The organism is Paenibacillus sp. RS8 (assembly GCF_041956825.1).
Lineage (GTDB): Bacteria > Bacillota > Bacilli > Paenibacillales > Paenibacillaceae > Paenibacillus_AQ.
Genome location: NZ_CP168131.1, coordinates 3,246,228 through 3,269,316, shown reverse-complemented (window position 1 = coordinate 3,269,316; position 23,089 = coordinate 3,246,228). Strand labels below are relative to the sequence as shown.

Annotated in this window: 22 protein-coding genes and 4 pseudogenes; 2 read left to right on the top strand and 24 right to left on the bottom strand. The window is 39.0% G+C overall.

From position 1 onward, the window contains the following. Nucleotides 1-98: 98 nt before the first annotated feature. Nucleotides 99-182, bottom strand: a pseudogene (locus tag ACDZ28_RS16055) (RNA polymerase subunit sigma-70); the annotation flags it as partial. A gap of 675 nt (nt 183-857) precedes the next feature. On the opposite strand from ACDZ28_RS16055, the gene ACDZ28_RS16050 reads away from it, so the two are divergent. Next, nucleotides 858-4,010, top strand: a complete 3,153-nt coding sequence (locus ACDZ28_RS16050) for an amidase family protein (RefSeq protein WP_375105180.1) — start codon at nt 858-860, stop codon at nt 4,008-4,010. 106 nt (nt 4,011-4,116) lie between these two features. Here ACDZ28_RS16050 and ACDZ28_RS16045 read toward each other — a convergent pair whose 3' ends face one another. After that, nucleotides 4,117-4,749: a hypothetical protein gene (locus ACDZ28_RS16045; protein ID WP_156114743.1), complete on the bottom strand. Its 633-nt coding sequence runs from the start codon at nt 4,747-4,749 to the stop codon at nt 4,117-4,119. A gap of 78 nt (nt 4,750-4,827) precedes the next feature. Then, nucleotides 4,828-5,041 (bottom strand): annotated as a pseudogene (locus ACDZ28_RS16040) (sigma factor); the annotation flags it as partial. 230 nt (nt 5,042-5,271) lie between these two features. Here ACDZ28_RS16040 and ACDZ28_RS16035 point away from each other — a divergent pair. Further along, on the top strand, nt 5,272-9,696 hold the full coding sequence (locus ACDZ28_RS16035) for an endo-1,4-beta-xylanase (protein ID WP_375105179.1): 4,425 nt from the start codon (nt 5,272-5,274) through the stop codon (nt 9,694-9,696). A gap of 375 nt (nt 9,697-10,071) precedes the next feature. Here the strand turns inward: ACDZ28_RS16035 and ACDZ28_RS16030 are convergent, their stop codons facing one another. From ACDZ28_RS16030 to ACDZ28_RS15930, 21 genes and pseudogenes are all read right to left on the bottom strand, one after another. Then, nucleotides 10,072-11,169, bottom strand: a complete 1,098-nt coding sequence (locus ACDZ28_RS16030) for a serine hydrolase domain-containing protein (RefSeq protein ID WP_375105178.1) — start codon at nt 11,167-11,169, stop codon at nt 10,072-10,074. A 209-nt stretch (nt 11,170-11,378) separates the two neighbouring features. Further along, nucleotides 11,379-11,909 (bottom strand): RNA polymerase sporulation sigma factor SigK, encoded by a 531-nt coding sequence (sigK, locus tag ACDZ28_RS16025; RefSeq protein WP_375105177.1) that lies wholly within the window; start codon nt 11,907-11,909, stop codon nt 11,379-11,381. 92 nt (nt 11,910-12,001) lie between these two features. Then, on the bottom strand, nt 12,002-12,235 hold the full coding sequence (locus ACDZ28_RS16020; protein ID WP_375105176.1) for a hypothetical protein: 234 nt from the start codon (nt 12,233-12,235) through the stop codon (nt 12,002-12,004). A gap of 499 nt (nt 12,236-12,734) precedes the next feature. Continuing rightward, nucleotides 12,735-13,049: a hypothetical protein gene (locus ACDZ28_RS16015; RefSeq protein ID WP_375105175.1), complete on the bottom strand. Its 315-nt coding sequence runs from the start codon at nt 13,047-13,049 to the stop codon at nt 12,735-12,737. 68 nt (nt 13,050-13,117) lie between these two features. Then, the gene (locus ACDZ28_RS16010) at nt 13,118-13,408 is read right to left on the bottom strand and encodes a hypothetical protein (protein ID WP_375105174.1); all 291 of its coding nucleotides are present in this window, start codon (nt 13,406-13,408) and stop codon (nt 13,118-13,120) included. 87 nt (nt 13,409-13,495) lie between these two features. Then, a pseudogene (locus tag ACDZ28_RS16005) lies at nt 13,496-13,835 on the bottom strand (sigma factor); the annotation flags it as partial. Nucleotides 13,836-14,215: 380 nt separating this feature from the next. Continuing rightward, the gene (locus tag ACDZ28_RS16000) at nt 14,216-14,578 is read right to left on the bottom strand and encodes a hypothetical protein (RefSeq protein ID WP_375105173.1); all 363 of its coding nucleotides are present in this window, start codon (nt 14,576-14,578) and stop codon (nt 14,216-14,218) included. Between the two features lie 257 nt (nt 14,579-14,835). After that, complete coding sequence (locus ACDZ28_RS15995) at nt 14,836-14,997, bottom strand: hypothetical protein (protein ID WP_375105172.1); 162 nt, start codon at nt 14,995-14,997, stop codon at nt 14,836-14,838. 7 nt (nt 14,998-15,004) lie between these two features. Next, nucleotides 15,005-15,136: a hypothetical protein gene (locus tag ACDZ28_RS15990; protein WP_375105171.1), complete on the bottom strand. Its 132-nt coding sequence runs from the start codon at nt 15,134-15,136 to the stop codon at nt 15,005-15,007. A gap of 56 nt (nt 15,137-15,192) precedes the next feature. Beyond that, on the bottom strand, nt 15,193-15,438 hold the full coding sequence (locus tag ACDZ28_RS15985; RefSeq protein ID WP_375105170.1) for a hypothetical protein: 246 nt from the start codon (nt 15,436-15,438) through the stop codon (nt 15,193-15,195). A 137-nt stretch (nt 15,439-15,575) separates the two neighbouring features. Further along, complete coding sequence (locus ACDZ28_RS15980; protein ID WP_375105169.1) at nt 15,576-16,214, bottom strand: tetratricopeptide repeat protein; 639 nt, start codon at nt 16,212-16,214, stop codon at nt 15,576-15,578. Nucleotides 16,215-16,385: 171 nt separating this feature from the next. Then, nucleotides 16,386-16,781, bottom strand: coding sequence for a hypothetical protein (locus ACDZ28_RS15975; protein ID WP_375105168.1), 396 nt, complete (start codon nt 16,779-16,781; stop codon nt 16,386-16,388). A gap of 101 nt (nt 16,782-16,882) precedes the next feature. Beyond that, on the bottom strand, nt 16,883-17,032 hold the full coding sequence (locus ACDZ28_RS15970; RefSeq protein ID WP_375105167.1) for an RHS repeat-associated core domain-containing protein: 150 nt from the start codon (nt 17,030-17,032) through the stop codon (nt 16,883-16,885). After that, a complete protein-coding gene (locus tag ACDZ28_RS15965) occupies nt 16,962-17,183 on the bottom strand; it encodes a hypothetical protein (RefSeq protein WP_375105467.1) in 222 nt (73 codons plus the stop codon). The genes ACDZ28_RS15970 and ACDZ28_RS15965 overlap by 71 nt, the downstream gene beginning before the upstream one ends. A gap of 301 nt (nt 17,184-17,484) precedes the next feature. Continuing rightward, nucleotides 17,485-18,039: an RNA polymerase sporulation sigma factor SigK gene (gene sigK / locus ACDZ28_RS15960; protein WP_375105364.1), complete on the bottom strand. Its 555-nt coding sequence runs from the start codon at nt 18,037-18,039 to the stop codon at nt 17,485-17,487. Nucleotides 18,040-18,057: 18 nt separating this feature from the next. After that, complete coding sequence (locus tag ACDZ28_RS15955; RefSeq protein WP_375105363.1) at nt 18,058-18,870, bottom strand: serine hydrolase domain-containing protein; 813 nt, start codon at nt 18,868-18,870, stop codon at nt 18,058-18,060. Next, entirely contained in the window at nt 18,871-19,155 is a 285-nt protein-coding gene (locus ACDZ28_RS15950) for a hypothetical protein (RefSeq protein WP_375105166.1), read from the bottom strand. Nucleotides 19,156-19,362: 207 nt separating this feature from the next. Then, nucleotides 19,363-19,799: pseudogene (locus tag ACDZ28_RS15945) on the bottom strand (sigma-70 family RNA polymerase sigma factor); the annotation flags it as partial. Between the two features lie 91 nt (nt 19,800-19,890). Then, the gene (locus ACDZ28_RS15940; RefSeq protein ID WP_375105362.1) at nt 19,891-20,367 is read right to left on the bottom strand and encodes a site-2 protease family protein; all 477 of its coding nucleotides are present in this window, start codon (nt 20,365-20,367) and stop codon (nt 19,891-19,893) included. Nucleotides 20,368-20,450: 83 nt separating this feature from the next. Further along, nucleotides 20,451-21,494: a BtrH N-terminal domain-containing protein gene (locus ACDZ28_RS15935; RefSeq protein ID WP_375105165.1), complete on the bottom strand. Its 1,044-nt coding sequence runs from the start codon at nt 21,492-21,494 to the stop codon at nt 20,451-20,453. Next, on the bottom strand, nt 21,433-23,082 hold the full coding sequence (locus ACDZ28_RS15930; protein WP_375105164.1) for an ABC transporter transmembrane domain-containing protein: 1,650 nt from the start codon (nt 23,080-23,082) through the stop codon (nt 21,433-21,435). Before ACDZ28_RS15930 ends, ACDZ28_RS15935 begins: the two co-directional genes overlap by 62 nt. Nucleotides 23,083-23,089: the final 7 nt, after the last annotated feature.

The window sequence follows — 23,089 nt, the reverse complement described above, 5'->3', positions numbered from 1 at the left end:
CAACTCCCTTGTTGGCAAGTCGCTTTTAAAACACTCTATTCTGAATCTCTATTAATATCAAAATCATCCTCTAAATCTCACCGCTTCGCCTTATAAAACTAATGATAAAGCTTCATCAGCGCCCTCTTCTCTATCCGTGAGATACCCAACTCCTTAGCAATCTCCCTCTGCGCACGCTCTTCATCCCACTTATTTCGGATACACTACCTGGCTATTCTTATGGCTTCTTTCCCAGCAAATACTTTACTCTTTTCAAAATGCCTATTATTGATCTTGCGGACTATTGCATCTGAAATCATCAGTGATTCTACTTTATGCCATGTTCCTACATAGAAATCTTCCACTTTCATGAAATGAAAAAATTATATTCTCCGTTAATTTTAGCTGTTCTTTTTCTATACCGGGAGTGCATTTCATTTTGGGCAGGATGGCGTGCTGCTCCTGCATCGCAGATAACCAATGACTCTGTTCTTCCGTAAGTTTTGTTGGTTGTGAGTAGATGGATCCATCTCTAGATCTGTCAGCTCTTGAGTTCGGTAGGCTTGCCAAATAAATACTGATCATTTGATTTCGTCAAATTCACATAGAAATCTAGTGAAATTCATGCTTTTTAATGATGTAGTGGATGATGAAGCTCTATGTCCTATGAACACCTCCAAAAATATATCATTTAACGTTATATATTTAATATAATAATTAACATCAATATTACACAAAAACAATAAAAAGAGTCTTTTTTTCTTTTTTTAATCTCAAAATATATTAAATTAATAATATTTATTGACTGAAACAAATACTAGTGTTATATTTCCTACCATTAAATAATAAAATACATAATGGAAAAGGAGATTACGCACATGAATAAATTCAAACGTCTACGTGAAACTAAAAGAGATCATTCTGGTTCCACCCGATCTGAATATTCACCTGCAAAAAAAAATTGGAGTAAAAAGCAATTTATAGCTACTTCAATTGTGTTATCTGTTATTGCTACGAGTGTAATTCCGTTCCAAACAGCTGACGCTTTAACTAGAGTTACTTCAGAAAGTGGCACAGTATGGGAGATTCACGATGTTTTTGCTCCTAGCTTAGACACAGGAAGCTTACGTACAGTTGGCGCTACACAAGTACAAGGTTTCGGCAATATCTTTGTTAAAGTATCCTCGCCTTCAGCTCCACTGATGAATGGTCAAATGATGCGTGGGTTTGACTTGAAATACGATGGCGTTAATAAGTTTACTTCGGCTCAATCTGTAAATCTAGGAAATGTAACTGTAACACGTGAGGTGTATGTGGATACTATTCATAATCGAACTAGATTCTTTGATACTTTCACTAATAAAAATGATGTGCCTATAAAAGCTGATGTATCATTCGGTGGCTCTTTAGGATATGGTACAACAACAAATGCTTCAGTGGTTAAAGCAACCTACTCAGGAGATCTAAAGGTAACTACTGATGATTCATGGATTGTTGTTGATAGCAGTGCCAGAAACAATAAGCCGCTAGGCGTTGCAGTGGGATCTCCAAAACCTTTTGATAATGGATTATCAGGTCTAGGTAATCAGCAACAGGATCCATTCACAGTACCCTTAGCTGAGACTGGAAATGAAGCGAATTTCTACGGGTTCATTAATACATTAAATATTAGGCCGGGTGAGTCGAAGTCCCTGGTACATTATGTACAAGTTGGAGAAGCTGGTGAAGAAGGATTGAACAATCTAGTTGCTACACTAGATGGACTTAATAGTCAGCTAGACGTAACCGGATTATCAAACGCACAAATTCGTTCAATTAGCAACTGGGATACATCTGCTATAGAGGGTCTTGATACTGGTGATACTCTGGATATTCCAAATGCTCCCGCGTCCAAAGAATTAATAACTTCATCGCCGTATGATGTTAAGAATAAATCAATTGCAGAAATGCAGAAGGATATGATTAATGGTAAAACTACTTCTGTACAAATTACTCAAGCCTATTTAGATAGAATTAAGGTATTCGATGAGGGACAATTGGGATTCCATGCATTCCTGCATGTATCTGAAACTGCGCTTAACCAAGCAAAAGCTGCTGACGATGCCCGTGCACAAGGTGTAAAAGGTGATTTATTAGGTATTCCAATTGCGATAAAAGATATTTATGACACAAAGGATATGCCTACTACAGGTGGCAGTAAAGCTCTTGAAGGCTGGCAGCCTGATTCCGATGCATTCCAAGTGAAAAAGCTGCGGGAAGCTGGAGCTGTAATTATTGGTAAAGTAAATACTTCTGAGTTTGCTAACAGCGGAAGCTTTAGTGAGAGCGGCTGGCAGCAAACATGGAATGCACTCTATCCATCAAAAACATCTTTTGGCTCAAGCGGCGGGTCTGCTGTATCTGTTGCAGCTGATTTTGCAGCAGCAGCAATGGGATCGCAAACAGGGGTATCTCTCTATGCACCAACTACAGGCGCTAGCTTAAAAAGCTTCCGGGGTACAGACGGTATGGCAAGTACTACAGGAGTACTTCCACTCACTTGGGGACAAGATTATGCAGGACCCATTGCTAAAACAGTAACTGACCTAGCCATTATATTGAATACTACAACGGGTACGGACCCACAAGATATTTTCACAGTCACTGCTGATGCAGATCATAAGCGTCCAGTGGATTGGAAGGAATCTCTGGATGCTAATGCATTGAAAGGAAAGAAAATCGGATATATTCCTGCATCCTTTGTATCTGCTTATGCTGATGATGATACTGGAGTGGCAGTGATGGATAAGTTCTCAGAGCTTCAAGCAGCGGGGGCGACAATGGTTGAAATGTCAGCTGTACCATCAGGCCCTAGTCGTCCTTCAGGTATTAATGGATCTACTGAAGGTTGGGCACGTTATATTGAGCTTCATAAGGACTTCCCTTACATTGATGGAGCAAGTGTACTAGCTTCAGATAAGGTGCTTATCTATAATCAAAGAGGATATAGTACTCCAACTCGTATGACTGAACAAGCTGTACAAGATTACATTAAGTATAGAACCGACTATAAGGAAGTTATTAAAAACTGGATGGACACGAATGGTGTTGATGCTGTTGTTTATGCAGGTTTTATTAGTGACGTATATAACAATGACGCATCAGCTTCTCAATTAAGTTCTGACCGTAACACGGGCGTATTAACCTCAAATGTAGGTCTCCCTACGGTAGTTGTTCCTGTAGGAACGAATGACAGCGGATATTCTATCTCTATGCAACTAGTTGGTAGAGCATGGGACGATGCAAAAGTTTTAGGCATGGGCTACGCTCTTGAGCAACAAAGTCAAGCTAGACTACTTACAACATTCGCTCCAGCACTTCAATACGTTTCAAACTCTACTAATCCTGATCCAAACACAGATAATGGACCAACCAATCCAAATACTGGAGGAGGTATACCTCCAGCAGTAACAACGCCTACAGAAACAACGGCACCTGCAGAAACAATAACACCAGCAGATAAGCCGAAAGTTGTTAGTTTTGTAGATACAATGAATCATTGGGCAAAAGCAAGCATTGACGCACTAATTGCTAAGGGATTATTGACGGGTTATTCCGATGGAACATTCCGTCCAAATTCAGGCTTGACTCGTGCCGAAGCTATTAAGGTAATTGCAACATACATGGGACTTGAAGGACAAGTAAGTAACTTTTCAGATGTACCTTCAACGCATTGGGCCAATAAGTTTATTGGTGCAGCTGCCGGATCCGGCTTGATGAACGGATATAGTGACGGAAGCTTCCGTCCAAATGAAAAGATTAGCCGTGGTGAATTAGCGGCACTAATCACTCGTGCCTTTAAGCTAACAGGTACTGGAAGCACGTCATTCAAAGATGTTAAAAAAGCTGCATGGTATTATGATTCCATTGATGCACTCGCATCCAATAATATTATTACAGGATACGCAGACAGTACATTTAAGCCTGAAAAAGATATTACTAGAGCAGAGTTTGCAGCAATTGTGTTCAACTTACTAAAAACTTCTAATTAACAGAAATTCAATTAAAGCTTTACGAGTTGTCTTGAGTGATCTATCTAGAAAAGACAAAAGACCGCCTTTTGTGACAAAGACGGTCTTTTGCCCTTATTCTAAAAACTTAATAAAAATGATGAGGTTCATTGATAAACAAAAAGTTATTAATGAAATAATAAAGGTTTCCCTTATCATCATAGAATATGTTGGTCGCACCGGCTAAATTAATAGTTTGGACCTTCTGGAATGATTTAAGATCATAGATACCTTTTTTTCCCAATGCCGTATGATTCACTACATCCACTGCATAAATCAGTTCCGGGAACGTCCCTATCACTTCCTGCAGATTACCCATATTAAAAGCTTTATTCTTCGCTATAATCATTCCCTGACTTTCCACTAACAAAATCGGCGTATCCAGCGGGTCTCTATCCATATTCGGGTATCCCAAAATGGACTGGTCCTCTTTGACAAAACTGCCTTCCCCATGAATGGAGTAGGCGTAGACATCTGAACCGGCAAATCCGGCATCCCAGCCATATTGACTCCAGTAAAAGAATTTACTGTTATCACTGGTGAATACCATCTCCCCGATCCCATTAATCTCCTTATTGCCGCTACTTGGCAAGAAAGTTACTTCATCAAAAACCAACAACGTCGGAGACCAGTCACCTAGTACAACATACAGACGGCCCGACTTGCTGTAAATATGGCGATCAGAGAAGTCCCGGGAATCTGCCGGATTGGGATACGTCAAGCTCCGAGTAACTGAATAGTCATTTAAGCTTCAGTAACCAGATTGTTAGCATCCTTATTCACAATAAACAATTGTCTGTCCAAACGGATCGTGAAGCGATACGTCCTTCCGGGTCTTTTTCAGTGATTTTAGGTACATCAGGATTTCATTTTCGATACAACGGGCGGCAAAAGTGGTCAGCTTTGTGCCTTTGTTTGGACGATAACTCTCAATGGCTTTGATCAGGCCAATTGTTCCGATGGAGATTAGATCCTCCATGTCTTCCCTCCCCAGTATTATCGAATTTCTTAAGGTTGCGGACATGGGTGCGACTTCAATATCATAAACGCGGCGTCTTGGCGAGATAGATATGTATTTTTCTTTCTTTTGTAAATAACTAAAAAAAACAAGGATTCTTCTTTAATTTGAGAGTATTAAGTCCTTAAAGTCCAATGCTATAATCTGGGCTATTAGGAGGTGAGTTCCAAATATTTATGTAAGCGCTTCACGTTATTCCAAAAAATCGCTGAAGGGGATGCATTAATGAAGAAATCGTTTAGGCAGGTTGTTTCCGGGTTACTCGCAGTGGTCTTACTTCTTCCAGTCGGCTTGATGGCTCCGGTAGTCAACGCAGCAGATCTGGCAGTTGCTAATTCGAAAACTGTATATCAAGAAACTTTTAAGGATGTACAATCGGTAAAAGACACCAAATTAACCCAATCTGGTAATCCAACACTGGCAATTGTCAATGGCAAGACGTTTGATGGAAATACCGATGGAGCAGCTTTATCTGTAAACACCCGCTCCAAAAGCTGGGACGGCGTAGATATCGCCTTCGCGGATATGGGCTTGGTAGTTGGCCAAGAGTATACTGTAACCGCTTCCGTATATGTTGACGATAATGCTAACCCGCCGGTAGCCGGCAAAGCCGTCTTGGAAATTGTAAGCAATAAGGGATCAACGGACGTTAATAATAAAGAGGGATACACTCAAATCTATTCCTCTGATTTCAAAGCGGGACAAGGCGTTACACTAGCCACCGCTCTTTCCGTTACCAGTGTTGAGAATACAGTGCTGCGGATCAAGTCTGATGATGCTGGTCAGGAGGTTCCCTTCTATATCGGAGAAATCACCGTCACCCAGGCACAAGCACCTGTTCAGCCTACTGTAGTCCTTAACCAGAGTTTTGAAGACGGAAATACCGGAGGCTGGAGTAAGCTGGGTTGGGGATCCAATGGTAAAACAGCGGTCGTTGACGAGCTAGCTTCACATGGCACGAAATCGCTAAAATTCTTCGAACGGGCAGATGAAAAAGCAATTCCTGCTCTCGTACTTACTGACATTATGAAATCGGACCGTAAGTACGACATTTCTCTTAAGGTTAGACTTGGATCAGGTGAAGGCGATTTCCATCTGGGATCCAAGATTGATTCCGAGGTAGCAAGTAACAAATATCCTTGGATCATCGGCAACAAAAAAGTAAGCGCTTCAGATTGGACGTTATTTGAAACGAAAGGCTTTGAAATTCCATCTCAAACCAAGGAAGTCATTATCTTTGTTGAACCATCCGGCAATACTTTGACCTCAGACATTTACATTGATGAAGTCATCATCACCGATGTGACCCCTGGCCAAACCCCACCGGAGGTTGTAGATAAGACAGGTATCTCTGCAGACTTTGAGAATGGCTTGGATGGCTTTGGGCCACGGAATGGCAAAGAAACGGTGAAGCTTTCCCAAGAAGCTAACCATACGCCTAACGGAAAACAAAGCTTGAGTGTTACTACTACTGCACAATATGATGCAGCCTTAGTTAATGCTGCCGGAAAAATGGCAAAGAATCACGAGTATGAGCTGTCAGCTTGGGTGAAAATGGCACCTGGTGAGGCGCCTACAACGCTTCGTATTAGTGTTCAGTATGCTGACAGCGGTTTTGCGAACGTTTCACAAAATGCAACCGTTACAGATTCAGAATGGGTAGAGCTCAAAGGCAAATATACGCTCACCACTACTCCAACGGTACTCAATGCTTACATTGAGACAGCAAACGACGACGGCGGCAATCGTACCTTCTACTTAGATGACTTTGTTCTGAGATATTTGGGCCCGGTAGCTGCGGCACCTCCAATTCAAGAAAATCTCCCTAACCTCAAGGACATTTATAAGGATGAATTCTTGATCGGTAACATCGTTAACCCGGCTACCTTTGACGAGACCAGACTCAAGCTTCTGACGAAGCACCACAATGTCGTTACGTTTGAGAATGATATGAAGCCGGATTATGCATATGATGCCAACAGAAACTTTGATTTCACCGCAGAAGATGCTCTGGTTAAAAAGGTACAGGATGCCAATCTGGAAATTGCCGGTCACGTACTCGTCTGGCATGCACAGTCACCTTCATGGCTGCATACCGCTGCTGATGGTAAACCATTAAGCCGCGAAGAAGCTCTGAAGAATCTGAGAACACATATCCAGACCGTAGTGAAGCACTTCGGTAACAAGGTCAAATCCTGGGACGTTGTCAACGAAGCCATGAACGACAACCCGGCTAACCCGACAGACTGGAAAAATGCTCTCCGCAATTCCGGCTGGTTACAGGCCCTTGGTCCTGACTTCATCGAGGAATCATTCCTTGCGGCTAAGGAAGTCATTGACGAAAACGGCTGGGATATCAAGCTTTACTATAACGATTACAACGATGACAACCAGAATAAATCTACAGCCATCTACAGCATGGTGAAAGAACTCAATGAGAAGTACGCTGCAGCTCATCCCGGCGAACAACTCATTGACGGAATTGGCATGCAGGCCCACTACAATTTGGGCACCAGATTGGAAAATGTCAAATCGTCCCTCGAGCGTTTCATTTCTTTGGGCGTAGAAGTTGTTGTTACTGAATTGGACATCATGGCAGGCACCAATTCTACAATCACTACCAAAGAAGCGAAACAGCAGGCCTATCTGTATGCCCAACTAATGGATCTCTACAAGAAGAACAGCGAGCATATTCCGCGTGTCACCTTCTGGGGATTAAATGACAGCACCAGCTGGAGAGCCGAGCAGAATCCAACCTTATTCGACAAGAATTTCCAAGCAAAAGAGGCATTCTACGCGGTCACTGACCCTGAAAAGTTCATAGCGGAAAATCCGCCTGAAGAGCTTGAATACAAGAAATCCAGCGCTTATTATGGAACACCTGCAATCGACGGATCCGTAGACAGCGTATGGAGCAACGCTCCTGAAATGAAACTGGAGACCAAGCAAATGGCCTGGTCAGGTGCTACAGGAACAGCAAAAACACTCTGGGATGACAACAATCTATATGTGTTGGTCCAAGTCAAAGACGATAAGCTGGACAAATCCAACCCGAATGCTTGGGAGCAGGATTCCGTGGAAGTGTTCGTCGATGAGAACAATGGCAAGACTTCTGCTTTCCAAGACGATGATGGGCAATACAGAGTGAATTTCGAGAACGCGGCTTCTTTTAATCCTGAGGAAATTGCTGCAGGCTTCGAATCAAAAGTCTCTGTTTCCGGTACCAACTACACGGTTGAAATGAAGATTCCTTTCAAAAAGGTTAAACCTGCGAACAACGCCAAAATTGGCTTCGATGCGCAGATCAATGATGCTAAGGACGGCAACAGAATCAGTGCGAACGCATGGAACGATCCATCCGGTCAAGGATACCAAGATCCTTCTGTATTCGGAGAATTAACGCTGACTGGCAAACCTTCTCAAGACAATGGCAATGGGGGAAACAGCAATGGATCCGGTACTCCATCCACCGATACGGTCCACAATAACAACGGTGTGGTGTCCATTCTGCCTGCTGTAAAAGTCGAGAACGGAACAGCCACCGCAACAGTTTCAAGTGCCAGCCTAAATAAAGCGATAGATCAGGCTTCTCCAGGTGCGAATGGCAAGAAACAGGTTACCATCGAGATACCGAAGCAAGCAAATGTGCAATCCTATGTTGTACAATTGCCTGTTTCAAGCCTGCAAAGCAACAGCAATGTTGAGTTTATCCTTAAGACAGACAATGCTGAACTTCTTATTCCGTCGAACATGCTGTCTAATATGACAGGGCAAGCGGATCAAGTATCCATTCAGATTAAGAAAGTCTCGGGGGATAGCTTGAATACGGGAGTTCGCGGAAAAGTGGGTAGCCGTCCGATTATCGATCTTAGTGTAAAAGCTGGCGACACTGTTATTGCTTGGAATAACCCAGCAGCCACTGTAACAGTATCCATTCCATATACAGCTACGGCACAGGAGCTTGTCAATGCAGATCAAATCGTGATCCTATACATTGACAGCCAAGGACAGGCAACAGCTGTGCCAAGCGGACGCTATGATGCGAAGAGCGGTTCGGTTGTATTCAAGACAACTCATTTCAGCACCTATGCTGTAGCCTACGTAACTCATTCCTTTACCGACATGCAAAATATACAGTGGGCGAAACAAGCGGTTGAAGCCATGGCTGCACGTGGCGTAATCATGGGAATCTCTGAGGATACCTTCGCGCCTGCGGCTTCTATCACGAGAGCAGACTTTATCACCCTGCTAGTTAGAGCGCTTGAATTGAAAGGTTCCGGCACGAATGCGGCTACCTTCAGTGATGTACAGCCTACAGCTTACTATGCGCAAGCTGTAGCTATTGCACGGGAGCTCGGAATTGCATCAGGATTTGAGGACAATACATTCAAACCGGGCAGCAGCATTACCCGTGAAGATATGATGGTTCTTACAGCAAGAGCCCTGAAAGCAGCTGGTAAGCCATCTGTCGGAAGCGGAAATCTGACTTCTTATTCCGATGCAGCAAGCATTTCCACTTACGCCAAGGACAGTGCAGCTTTCCTTGTAGGAAGAGGAATCATCAATGGCAAGAACGATAAAATTGCACCAGCCGATTCATTGACTCGCGCTGAAGCAGCAATGATTCTTTATCGAATCTGGAAGATGTAGAATTAATTTTTATCCCTCATAAGTGAACTGAACCCCGAATAGTTGACACTTAAAAAAAGTGGACCCTATTCGGGGTTTTTCTACAAAAGTACTGAAGAACAATTATTGCATCCCATATAGCACTCTGGTTTCACATCTTAGCTTTCAAAGTAGGCTTCGACAGTTTGTTGGATCTGGAAATCATATATTTCTTGTATATCAATCTACTTGCCTTACCCAAACAAGCAACTTGCATATTGGCAAGTTGCTGAAAATAAGCACTAATGTAAATATTTGTATATAACCTCCGGTGTTATCGAATTTCTTGAGGTTATGGACATGATACGATGTCAAAAATAATTGCTTATTCCTCGTTATATCATCAAACTGTAAGGCCTATTCCTCCGAATCAAGCATGCGTAACAGCACATCTCTCATTTCCCCAAGGTTGATTCCCTCTGCATTGCTAAGCAGAATGACCGCTGTCCCCTGAGACATATCTCTCCAAATCTCAGAAGAGAAACCATTGATTGCCCCATTATGTGCGTACACCATCCCCATTGGATCGGGTATCCCCCATCCCAATGCGTATTCATCCAGATTCGGTTTGCGCATCGCTTCCCATGATGCATCACTGATGATTGTCCCGTTCTCGAGCCCTAGAAGCCATTTATAAAGATCTTGTACAGTGGAATATATACCGCCAGCTGAATAAGGGACGGTCATATCGATAGGCCGGGCTATCTCAGAGATGTCGGGAGTAATAAGTGAATACCCAACAGCAATATCTGTATGGTTGTTGTCTTTTGTTAAATAACCTGATCTTTTCATATCGAGAGGTGTAAAAATATGCTCATTCAGATAGTCGCCATACGACTGTCCGCTAACTTGCTCAATCACGGCACCTAGCAGCACATACCCGGAGTTACTGTAAGAATATCGGCTGCCCGGTTCAAACTCTAGTGACTTGTCTTTGAATTTGGCAATTAGATCGTCAACGCTAATTTTAATGTTTATTGATTTTAGAAAATCCGGGGAATTGGTATAATTGGGGATCCCGGATGTGTGGGTCAACAAGTGGTAAAGTGTGACTCTATCATTAGGGTAATCCTTAATATATGTATTTACGGGGTCGTCGACACTCAGCTTACCGGCCTCTTGAAGCTGTAAGATAGCTGCAGCGGTAAATGCTTTAGTAAGCGAACCGATTTGATGGATAGTATCTCGTCCATTAGGCAGGTTATTATTATAGTCCGCCATATTGTATCCCTTGGAAATTATAACCTTGTTATCTTTGACGAGAAGCACAGATCCCGAATAGTTCTTGGACATATACTGATCAAGCTTTTCTTCAAAGGCATCCTTGTAGACTATTTCATTCGCTTGCGGCAGCGTATCATTAATACTGTTGACGCTGTTGACACTGTTGTCTGAACAGGAAACCAGTACAAAAACTAAACCGAAGATAGCAACGAATTTAAAATAATTTGACAAAAGAATCCCCCCCTATAAATACATTGATTTCAGCTTTTAATAAGCAATCCGCTATCGAGTTCCCATCAACTTTCACCTTAATATACCGTACGTTATGCTAGAATTCACGTTCCAATTATGTAAAAAAAAATCGCCTCGCAAGCATAAGCTTGCAGGACGATTTAGTAGATATTTCTGGACTACACGCTGGAGATACAGTTCCTATTCCCTTACCGCTTCGCCTTATAAAACTCATGAAACAGCTTCATGAGCGCCCTTTTCTCTATCCGCGACACATAACTCCGCGATATCCCGAGTTCCTTGGCAATCTCCCGCTGCGTCCGCTCTTCCCCACCTGTATCCAATCCGAACCGCCCCACCACAACCTCTTTTTCCCGATCATCCAAAATATCTAGGTTGCGATATATCTTGCTCTTCTCGATCTTCAAATCCACTTCTTTAATGACATCATCCGCCTCGGAGCCAAGAATATCGATAAGTGTAATTTCATTACCTTCCTTGTCTGTCCCAATTGGATCGTGCAGAGATACATCTTTACGAGTCTTCTTCAAGGATCTTAGGTGCATCAGAATTTCGTTTTCAATACAACGGGCAGCAAAAGTGGCCAGCTTTGTGCCTTTGTTCGGGCGGTAGCTCTCGATGGCTTTAATCAGGCCGATCGTGCCGATGGAGATCAGATCCTCCATGTCTTCGCCGGTATTATCTAATTTTTTGAGGTTATAGACACGAAGCGATGTCATATCCTAGAAATGAACTGGATTATGTGTGCCTCTGGGCACGCAAACAATTAAAAAGCCACATGGAGTTGTTACGCTCCTATGTGGCCTTTCACTTAACTATCTTCTTCAATTACAATATTTAGACTACTACTTTCCCAATCATATATTTTTCCAAACATTACCTCCATACCGCAAGTTGTACAACTAAATAGATATCTAGATTCTATTAAATTTTCTTCTCCCTTACTAATATCACAAATAGTTATTCTAATTTTGGAGTGATCCCAGTTTGAATGACTGCAACAGTTACAAACCAGTTCCTTTCCCCATATTTTAATAGTAGCCATGTTTACATCCTACAAACTAATATTCTTAACCGATATCGATCTTAATAATGCTGTATAGAAGTGAGGATTGGTATTTGCATTCTCGTATGTCATAAGCCAATCATCAACATCCCCTAATAACTCTTTAACCCATGGAGTTGGATATATGCTGACATGTGACGTGCGCTGAACTAATCAGTATATCCATCGGGGTATCTATTTGGAAAGTTGCGATTAATTTCCAAAAACTGAGAAAAAATGAAGATAATAAAAAAACGGGTCAATCATGTTAGTATCTGACCATATTCGACCTGTTCGATGTATCGGAATAGCGTTATTTAGGTTATACTTTTCAAGTATTTATGTGCGTACAACGGAAATCAAAAAAGTATTGTAGCAGTATTACATGGGTTAAATGTGTTATTGGTTGAATGATGAATTCATTCGGCACTGGGTAGCCCACCAAAAAAGGAAACCTTGAAAGGCACGAAGCCAATCAAGGTTTTCTTTTATAGCATAATTAAATTAAAATAACTTCACCTGTACTGAATTTAATCTGAACTGCCTCCGGCCCTAAATAATCATCAGCAGCTAGAGAAATATGAATTAAAATATTATCTTTCAGCTCCAGCACCAGGGCTTTCTCTTCAGTTAGTTCAGCAGTTTTTATCACCTTTCCCAAGAGCAGTTCATTGTTATTTGAGGTTATATTGTTACACTTTACATGAAAAGAATTGTAAATATTCAGTATAAATTTTGTTGAATTTATTTGGAAATAATCATGAACCTGTTCAACATTTGTAATTATAGCCTGCTCCATTTTTGTTATATTCATTTTTTCGTATCAATCCTTTAGTGGAGTATGTGATTGAGATTTAGGAACCGTCTTGCCAGTAATAGGGTTTACACCTTGTTGACCTTTATTCTCGTATTTAATGCCCCCCCTGGATACCCAAGAGAATTCCCTCTAGGTGGAGTCGGGTCCATTATTCTAACCGAGTCTACCTGTTTATTTGCACTACCCTGCCCTCCAGTATATGACTGCCCTGTTACATTTCCTTTAGGATTAACCACAGGATTAGGTCCAGTAGCCCCTTTCGTTATAGGTATTACATCACCTTTTTGTGTTACTACAAAATCAGGTGAATTCCCACCTTTTCCCGTGCCCTTAGTACTATTCCGTTGGCTATTCACTTCCGCTCTCAACTTATTAGAAGAGTTAGAGCTATCCTTTTCCCGAACATCTAGAATATCGAGATTGCAGTAAATCTTGATATTCTAAATCCTGAAGTTTATTTTTTTAATAACATCATTAGATTCAGAGCCGAGAATTCGGTAAGATTGATTTCATTACTTTCCTTGTCTGTCCCAATTGGATCGTGCAGAGATACATCTTTACGAGTCTTCTTCAAGGATCTAGGTGCATCAGAATTTCGTTTTCGATACAACGGGCAGCAAAAGTTGCCAGCTTTGTGCCTTTGTTCGGGCGGTAGCTCTCGATGGCTTTAATCAAGCCGATGGAGATTAGATCCTCCATGTCTTCTCCGGTGTTGTCGAATTTTTTTATGTAAAAAAAGTGAAGCAATTGCGATCGCTCCCGATTTTCCAGGAACACAAACATCGGTGCAATTGTCTCATTCATACGTTAAGTTCCTATTCATTTTTCTCAATTTTATCTGTGTTATATTCTTGGACAATTTCTCCTTCAGCTTAGCAAGCTCCTGCGTAAGATTCATCAATTATATAAACGCCTCTTTTTATCTTATAGCTTAGTAAAGAACAGCAAAGTGCAATTTGTGTATGCTCAAGTCTGTATGCATTATTTAACTCATCTGTCCATAATCAACTTGTTAAATGACCAGCAATGATGTAACAAGCTCTTTATACGGGTATTACATGGGTTATATGTGTATTTGGTTGAATGATGAGTTCATTCGGTACTAGGTAGCTCCAAAAAAACCTTGAAAGGTATAAAGCCAATCAAGGTAAAGTTGATGTTAGTCATTCCATATTTTTCAGTTCTTGCTTTGCTAATTCAAGAGCAACCGCTAAACTAATTTGATTTTGTTTACTGAGTCCATGTAAGTATTGAGAGACAGCTTCAAATTCAACAATTGGTTCAACTTCATCGCTATAACGGTCTAACTCAATCTCTGCAATAAAATCATCATTAATGAGTACCTTATAAATATCTTCACCTTGTTCAGGTATCCAATTAACAATGTACGCTGTTTTCATTTCCGAAAATGAACTTCTTATTACTTCAAGTAGTCTTCTTTTTTCCTCACTCTTAAATAGTGATTGATTGGATTTAATAAATTGCTCCCTTAATTCTTGTTCCAACTTACTCCCAATAAGTTTCATGATTGTCACCCCTTTTTTTACTCCAGGTGTTGCCGTAACTAAATTCCCATTCCTATCAGTCAAGATTATCATTGTGGAAGTCGGTTTGAAATTTGGATTTATTAAGTCCGATAGACTTATTTAAAGTGACCTCTCTTACATATCGAATTCCATCGATACTATCAATGCTCCTGATAACTGGTGAGTTTACTATATCTTAATTGGATAGCATTGAACGAAGTTCTTCTTGAGATATGGTAAACTAAGAAGCATTCTTTTTAGACAATGCCTATTAACAATATGATCCCACCAATTTCATCCATATTTCCAATTTGATCGGTATATATAAGTGGATTATTGATCACATACGTATACAGGCTCCGCGTTAACGGATTATCAATCTGCCCTTCATACGTATCCTCATTTAAAAACCGACCCATACTCGGATCATACATCATACACTTCACCTGCATATTTGAAAGAGTTCGAGGTTCCTTCTATCTGGCTAGTGATATTGCCCCATTCATCATAGATATACTCATTTACTGTTTTTCCGCTAGTATCCACAATCTGTACCACATCACCATGACCATTGTATAGCTAATAGTAAACTTTATTTGCTGCCTTGTCCTTTTTCACGAGTACCCGGTCCCGCGCACAAACGTGGATTGTTGGACTATGCTGTTGCCATTCGACTTTTCTTCAGTTAGAACCTCAGCGTTATAGTCATAGTTCACCTGGGTATGGCTGCTGCCGGTACTCTTTAGATAGCGCAGACCGTCGGCATAATTCAAAGCATCATACACATAGGTTGTAGTTTGTGTTTCCGCTTTGATTCGTTTCCTTAACTGAAGTAATATTTCCGTTATTATCATATACATAACATATTACTTCCTTTTTCATAAAAAATTCTCCTCTCAGATTGAAATTTTTAGATTTATAATCCAGATTTCATATTTCCACAAAAAACACATGGAGTTTTTACTCACATGTGGTTAGACGATAACTTAATTTTGTTTTAGAATAGCATTCGTTCAATAGTTTTTTTATTTTCATTACTTAGATGTATACCTCGCACTTTTTGATTGAGATATTCATTAAAATCTGAGAAATCAAAAATTGTATTTTGGTCATACACCAATTTAATATTTTCTAAAGCTTTCTTTATCAAACTTCTACCTTCTTTAACATTTCCTTGTTCAATAAGTATACTTCCTAATTGCACATAAGAGTTAACATTATTAGGGTTAATAGCTATTGATCCCCTTAACATCTCAAGTTGTTTTATTTTATCTGTATCTGCAAAGTACCATGATAATATTAACTTTTTGATAGAACTTATGTCTGAATTAAAAACATAGATATTATTAATTTTGCTCACTAAATTTTCATCAATACCACCTAAATGATAATAATGTATACAGCATTCCAAAATTGTTGCTTCTACATTTTTCTTATCATACTCTAAAATGCGAGATAAGCAAGCAAGGCTTTTACCATAATCTACTAAAGGTACGTTTATTAATGTGACAGCTAAGCGCATCAATAAATCGATATCATTAGGGGTAATTTTAAGTTTCTGCTCGATGATTGTCTCAACCTTCTCTATATCATAATTTCGAACTGCTTCAAATATTTCTTTTTCAAACTCATTCAACTTTTCTCCCCCTAAGGATAAGTAATAGTATTCTCCATATTCCTTGTAGATTGTCCTTTAAACATATCATAATATATAAGTTTCCCATCCTTTACGAAAATTCTAATTTCTAATTCAAACCCATTGATCGTTGTTCTAATTTACGTTGGTCCTTCTTTATTAAGCCCCTTTTCATTCATTTTTTCCAAGAATTTTGAATCCAGATTTCATAATTCCTTCTCGGCTTTTACCTAAATCCATAATTCCATTCTTAATATGATCTGCAGAAAAGACATGCATTTCTTTTTCTTTAAATAAAAAGTCCATATTAAAATCTTTTATTATTCCTTGACTTGTCTTAATAACTTCCTCAGCCTTCACTGCTTTTTTTAGGCCATTTACGGCACTTTTAACACCTTTTGCAGCAATATACACCCCATTTTCAATTTCATCCATTGCTGCTTGTTTAGTTACCTTAGGTTGATTATTATCAGTAACAATCGCTGTTAATTGAATTTGTGTTAAAGATGTAAGATCAACGTAACTAGAATTCCCCATCCCGCTAACACCTGATCTCCATGTTGCCATGTGCCCACTCGGATCAGTATAGATTAACGGATTATTATGCACATAAGTATAAAGGTTCTGAATCAGCGGTTTATCAATCTGCCCTTCATACGTATCCTCATTTAAGTATCCTCATTTAAAAATCGCCCTATACTCGGATCATAATATCGTGCACGCAGATGATAAAGACCTGTCTCTTCATCATACACTTCCCCTGTACTTGAATGGGTTTGGCGTTTCTTCTTTTTGGCTGGTAATGTTGCCCCACACATCGTAGGCGTGGCTATTCACAACTGCACCACTCGTATCTATTATCTGTACAACACCGCCGTGACCATTGTACAGATAATAGTAATCTTTACTAGCGTTCTTGTCTTTCTTCACCAATACTCGGTCGCCTCGGAAATACGTGGATTTCTGCACGATATTATTCCCATTTAACTTTTCTTCCGTAATAACCTGTCCATTAAAATCATAGTTTACTTGCGTATGCGTGCTACCTTTGCTCTTTATCGCACGAATTCCGTCAGAAACAATTGAATATGGAGATCATATATTTCTTTGTATGTCACAAAAACACCCCTCAGCAGCTAAAAAGATAATTTTCTGTAAATACTTGTTTTTATTCATCTAGAACCACATAACAGAACAAAAAAGCAACTCCCTTGTTGGCAAGTCGCTTTTAATAAAATCTATAGTGAATCTTTAGTTATTATCTAAAATCCTAGCGCTTCGCCTTATAAAACTCATGATACAGCTTCATCAGCGCCCTTTTCTCTATCCTCGACACATAACTCCGCGAAATCCCCAGCTCCTTCGCAATCTCCCGCTGGGTCCGCTCTTCTCCACCTGTATCCAATCCAAACCGCCCCACGACAACTTCCTTTTCTCGATCATCCAAAATATCAAGGTTACGATAAATCTTGCTCTTCTCAATCTTCAGATCCACTTCTTTAATAACATCATCCGCCTCGGAGCCAAGAATATCGATAAGTGTAATTTCATTACCTTCCTTGTCTGTCCCAATTGGATCGTGCAGAGATACATCTTTACGAGTCTTCTTCAAGGATCTTAGGTGCATCAGAATTTCGTTTTCAATACAACGGGCAGCAAAAGTGGCCAGCTTTGTCCCTTTGTTCGGGCGGTAGCTCTCGATGGCTTTAATCAGGCCAATGGTGCCGATGGAGATCAGATCCTCCATGTCTTCTCCGGTATTATCGAATTTTTTGAGATTATGGACACGATATGATGTCAAAAATAATTGCTTATTCCTCGCTATATCATCAAACTGTAAGGCCTATTCCTCCGAATCAAGCATGCGTAACAGTACATCTCTCATATCCCCAAGGTTGATTCCCTCTGCATTGCTGAGCAGAATGACCGCTGTCCCCTGAGACATATCTCTCCAAATCTCAGAAGAGAAACCATTGATTGCCCCATTATGTGCGTACACCATCCCCATTGGATCGGGTATCCCCCATCCCAATGCGTATTCATCCAGATTCGGTTTGCGCATCGCTTCCCATGATGCATCACTGATGATTGTCCCGTTCTCGAGCCCTAGAAGCCATTTATAAAGATCTTGTACGGTGGAATATATACCGCCAGCTGAATAAGGGACGGTCATATCGATAGGCCGGGCTATCTCAGAGATGTCGGGAGTAATAAGTGAATACCCAACAGCAATATCTGTATAGTTGTTGTCTTTTGTTAAATAACCTGATCTTTTCATATCGAGAGGTGTAAAAATATGTTCATTCAGATAGTCGCCATACGACTGTCCGCTAACTTGCTCAATCACGGCACCTAGCAGCACATACCCGGAGTTACTGTAAGAAAATCGGCTGCCCGGTTCAAACTCTAGTGACTTGTCTTTGAATTTGGCAATTAGATCGTCAACGCTAATTTTAATGTTTATTGATTTTAGAAAATCCGGGGAATTGGTATAATTGGGGATCCCGGATGTGTGGGTCAACAAGTGGTAAAGTGTGACTCTATCATTAGGGTAATCCTTAATATATGTATTTACGGGGTCGTCGACACTCAGCTTACCGGCCTCTTGAAGCTGTAAGATAGCTGCAGCGGTAAATGCTTTAGTAAGCGAACCGATTTAATGGATAGTATCTCGTCCATTAGGTAGGTTATTATTATAGTCCGCCATATTGTATCCCTTGGAAATTATAACCTTGTTATCTTTGACGAGAAGCACAGATCCCGAATAGTTCTTGGACATATACTGATCAAGCTTTTCTTCAAAGGCATCCTTGTGGACTATTTCATTCGCTTGCGGCAGCATATCATTAATACTGTTGACGCTGTTGACACTGTTGTCTGAACAGGAAACCAGTACAAAAACTAAACCGAAGATAGCAACGAATTTAAAATAATTCGACAAAAGAATCCCCCCTATAAATACATTGATTTCTGCTTTTAATAAGCAATTCGCTATCGAGTTCCCATCAACTTTCACCTTAATATACCGTACGTTATACTAGAATTCACGTTCCAATTATATAAAAAAAAACGCCTCGCAAGCATAAGCTTGCAGGGCGATTTGATAGATATTTCTGGACTACACGCTGGAGATACAGTTCCTATTCCCTTACCGCTTCGCCTTATAAAACTCATGATACAGCTTCATCAGCGCCCTTTTCTCTATCCGCGAAACATAACTTCGCGAGATCCCCAGCTCCTTCGCAATCTCCCGCTGCGTCCGCTCTTCTCCTCCTCTATCTAATCCAAACCGCCCAACCACAACTTCCTTTTCCCGATCATCCAAAATATCAAGATTGCGATAAATTTTGCTCTTCTCAATCTTAAGATCGACCTCTTTAATAACATCATCAGCTTCGGAGCCAAGGATATCGATAAGTGTAATTTCATTACCTTCCTTGTCTGTCCCAATAGGATCGTGGAGGGATACGTCTTTACGGGTCTTTTTTAGTGAGCGAAGATGCATCAGGATTTCGTTTTCAATAAAACGTGCCGCAAAAGTGGCCATTTTGTGCCCTTGTTGGGGCGGTAGCTCTCAATGGCTTCAAATTAAATCGCAAATGACCCACAAGAAGAGTACATTTTCTCAAAATGAACATCTTGTGGGTCACAGGTAAGAATAATGGCAAGGATACAATTAATGAATCTTTCCTTTACCCATAGCAGTGAGTATTTGATATCCATCTGATGGAAGACCAGCATAAGGGCCTGTTGAATATATCGTTGGAATTAGAGTCACACATAAATTAATTAGATTGAATACACCAGCTGCAAACACTATATTATCAAAAAAAGGTCTCATTTGAATTGAAAAGTATAGCACTATCATTACTATAACTAGAAATAATGAAACGAGTGGTCCTCCAATTGAAATTCCAATATTCTGATATTTTGAAAGCTGTTTCTCATCTTCTTTTGTAGCTACACTCCCCATAAAGCCCCAAGTGAAATAAAATTGTAAGCGACCTAGGATCAATGTTGCCTTTTGCCTTCGCTTATTAGCTCCCATATAAATAAGTACTGTTCTCTTTGTTAAAACTAATGCAGCTAAAGCATGACCCATCTCATGAAGAAACACCGATAAAGGCACTACAAGTATATAAAAAAAAAGCATACTCAGAACTGATATCACCTTTAATCACTTCTCCATAAATACGAATTGTCTTTCCTATACTTCTTGTATAAATTTCCATACAGTTATTTATTAATTACGATAGCAAAATTAGTAGAAACATAACTCTCAATTTGAGTCCAAAATTCATATTCTAGATCGTACATCTCGTCAAGTAAAAAATGAATTTGATTTAATATCCTCGGGTTTTTGGTCTTACCCGCTATAAAAAACTTCTTACCTAACTCTTTATATTTTCTTGATAAATTCACCATTTTATTTTCAAATCCAAGTTTTCCGAAATCTTCTAAAATAACATTTACTTCTTTTATGAAATCAGTATATAAATTTCTGAATCCTCCTCCTCCAGTTCCTATTTTTTCCAAAGATAAATATGCATTAATACAACAACGTTCCCAATTCGGAAGATCATCCCAAAAAATTATCTCTTCCCCTAATAACTTTATTCCATTTAGACCACAATTATCATTATTAGGATTTAAAAATGATACCGCATTAAGATGTAGAGAACTTAAAATCATATTTTTCAAATTCTTTTGAATAGAGAAGTTGGGTTCGACTGCAATCCATTGATTCGTCCTAAAAAACGGTATATGTTCAGTTTTTATTGCACTTAAAAAACTTCCCGCATCGTTTTCTAATAAGCTCTCCTCAATATAGTCTGAAAGAATAACTTTATTATTCTCCTCATCATAACCTACTAAAACAACAGAATGAGCAGTGAAATTACTTTCTCTAGTATTATAGAAATCAAGATAATGAGTGTCAGTTAAGAATAGTACAGGATTGTTATTAGTTATACTTTCTTTTATATAATCCCAATCCAAAACCCCTGAATTCCACTTCAAATTAACACCAACAGATTTGAAAAAGTTTATCTCTAAAGTAGGGGTTCTTGCGGAAATAACTCTCGGTAAATCTTTTGACTGATATTTTAAATAAATAAACGAAAGTCCCAACCCTAAACCAAAAATCATTGCTTCAGATAATTTACATCCTCTAAAATTACATATTTCACTTAACGAAGACGATGAACAATGTTTGCCTCTAGCCGATGGATAATTGGATATTAGATGTTTGTGCGCCATACTGGCCTCTACTTTCTTCATGTATTTCGACAACATTATCTGCTTTAGATATATATTTATAATCGTGAGAGACAATAATAATTATCATTTCATCTTTCAAAGAATGCAAAACATCGTAAATATATTCAGTTGATTCACTGTCAAGGTTAGCAAACGCTTCGTCCAATATAAGTATTTCCGGGTTTTTGGCAATAGCAGATAGTATTTGTACAACTTTTCTTTTTCCTCCAGAGAGGCTCTCAACATTAGTGTTTTCATGATAATCTTTAATCAACTTATTATAGATTTGATTTATTAATAGAATCATTCCACTATTTTCTGCTTTCAAATTATTTTTTATGGACTGTCCTAAAAATTGATCATTTTGAAAAACCACACCGATTTTGTTTCTTAGTTCATTTATATCAATTTCACTTATTACATTTTTATTAATTTGCAACTCCCCATTTGTTACTGAAACATAGCCTAATAAAGATAATAAGATGGAAGTTTTCCCTATCCCATTTCCTCCAATAATAAAATTCAACTTTGTTTTTTCTAATTTGAAAGTTAAGTTCTCTAAAATTGGTCTAGAATGATCCAAGCTTAAACTGACGCTGTTAAAAGTGATATTATTTGTCCCGCTTTCTTTGTCAAAAAAGTTTGACGAAATCTGATCCGCCCCTTGCTCTTCTGAGAGATCAAAAAGCTCCCTGACCCTGTCTATTGAAATAAACGCTGTGTTTAGATTTACAATATTATTATATATTTGATTTATTGGTAGAGATAATTGAAATATATACATATAAAAAGCAACAAATGAGCCAATACTTAAGTGCTCACTACTGACCTGTGATGCCCCAAAAGCTAAAACTACTATTAACAAGCTAAACTGTGCTATAGAATTAGCTGCATTAAATAAACCGCTAGATGTAGCCGCTTTAAATTGATTGTCAGAAATACTTTGAACTACATTTTCATAATTCAGGAAATAAGTACTATCCTTTTTATTAAATGTTTTAATCAGTCGTAAATTAGCTAAAATTTTTTGAATGGAGCTTGTCAATTCATCTCTATTTTCGATAAGCTTTTTTGAATTGATTTGTATCTTCTCATTAAACAAGAAATAAACCAATTGATACATTGGGAAAATAATCAAGATGGAAAGAGTCATAAAACTATCAATATGAAATAATATATACAAAACAACTATAAGACTAATTAAAGCACTCATTGACTTTATTACAATATTATTCAAAATCCCTTGAATCATTGGTACGTCATTAATAACAGCTTGGGTTATTTTGGATTGATCTAATTGAGTCGAACTTAAATTTACTTTTAATAATTTGTTTATTAATTGAGTACGAACAGAATAATTCGTCTTCTTCATTAAGTTAGTATCAAGTATTACAATTACGTACTCAGTTACAATCACAAAACATGCTATAAATGATATAACAATAATAATCCCAATAATTTCCTTGTGTCCTTTAACAATGTGAAGGTTATCTATCAATACTTTAAACAATAAAGGATTAATTATTGATATGAAGGATGAAATAAGAATGAGAATAAAAAATAAAACTATTTTCATTTTTTGATTCTTATAATATCCCCAAATAAACATTAAATTA

What these genes read in the sequence shown, in the direction of transcription:
- ACDZ28_RS15935 (WP_375105165.1), bottom strand. Translation starts at nt 21,494, where the DNA reads ATGAAGAAAGTAGAGGCCAGTATGGCGCACAAACATCTAATATCCAAT.
- ACDZ28_RS16050 (WP_375105180.1), top strand. Translation starts at nt 858, where the DNA reads ATGAATAAATTCAAACGTCTACGTGAAACTAAAAGAGATCATTCTGGT.
- ACDZ28_RS16020 (WP_375105176.1), bottom strand. Translation starts at nt 12,235, where the DNA reads ATGGCTACTATTAAAATATGGGGAAAGGAACTGGTTTGTAACTGTTGC.
- sigK (WP_375105177.1), bottom strand. Translation starts at nt 11,909, where the DNA reads ATGACATCGCTTCGTGTCTATAACCTCAAAAAATTAGATAATACCGGC.
- ACDZ28_RS15985 (WP_375105170.1), bottom strand. Translation starts at nt 15,438, where the DNA reads ATGTATATGATAATAACGGAAATATTACTTCAGTTAAGGAAACGAATC.
- ACDZ28_RS15930 (WP_375105164.1), bottom strand. Translation starts at nt 23,082, where the DNA reads ATGTTTATTTGGGGATATTATAAGAATCAAAAAATGAAAATAGTTTTA.
- ACDZ28_RS15975 (WP_375105168.1), bottom strand. Translation starts at nt 16,781, where the DNA reads ATGGCAACATGGAGATCAGGTGTTAGCGGGATGGGGAATTCTAGTTAC.
- ACDZ28_RS15940 (WP_375105362.1), bottom strand. Translation starts at nt 20,367, where the DNA reads ATGCTTTTTTTTTATATACTTGTAGTGCCTTTATCGGTGTTTCTTCAT.
- ACDZ28_RS15995 (WP_375105172.1), bottom strand. Translation starts at nt 14,997, where the DNA reads ATGGGTCGGTTTTTAAATGAGGATACGTATGAAGGGCAGATTGATAAT.
- ACDZ28_RS16000 (WP_375105173.1), bottom strand. Translation starts at nt 14,578, where the DNA reads ATGAAACTTATTGGGAGTAAGTTGGAACAAGAATTAAGGGAGCAATTT.
- ACDZ28_RS16015 (WP_375105175.1), bottom strand. Translation starts at nt 13,049, where the DNA reads ATGAATATAACAAAAATGGAGCAGGCTATAATTACAAATGTTGAACAG.
- ACDZ28_RS15970 (WP_375105167.1), bottom strand. Translation starts at nt 17,032, where the DNA reads ATGTGTGGGGCAACATTACCAGCCAAAAAGAAGAAACGCCAAACCCAT.
- ACDZ28_RS16035 (WP_375105179.1), top strand. Translation starts at nt 5,272, where the DNA reads ATGAAGAAATCGTTTAGGCAGGTTGTTTCCGGGTTACTCGCAGTGGTC.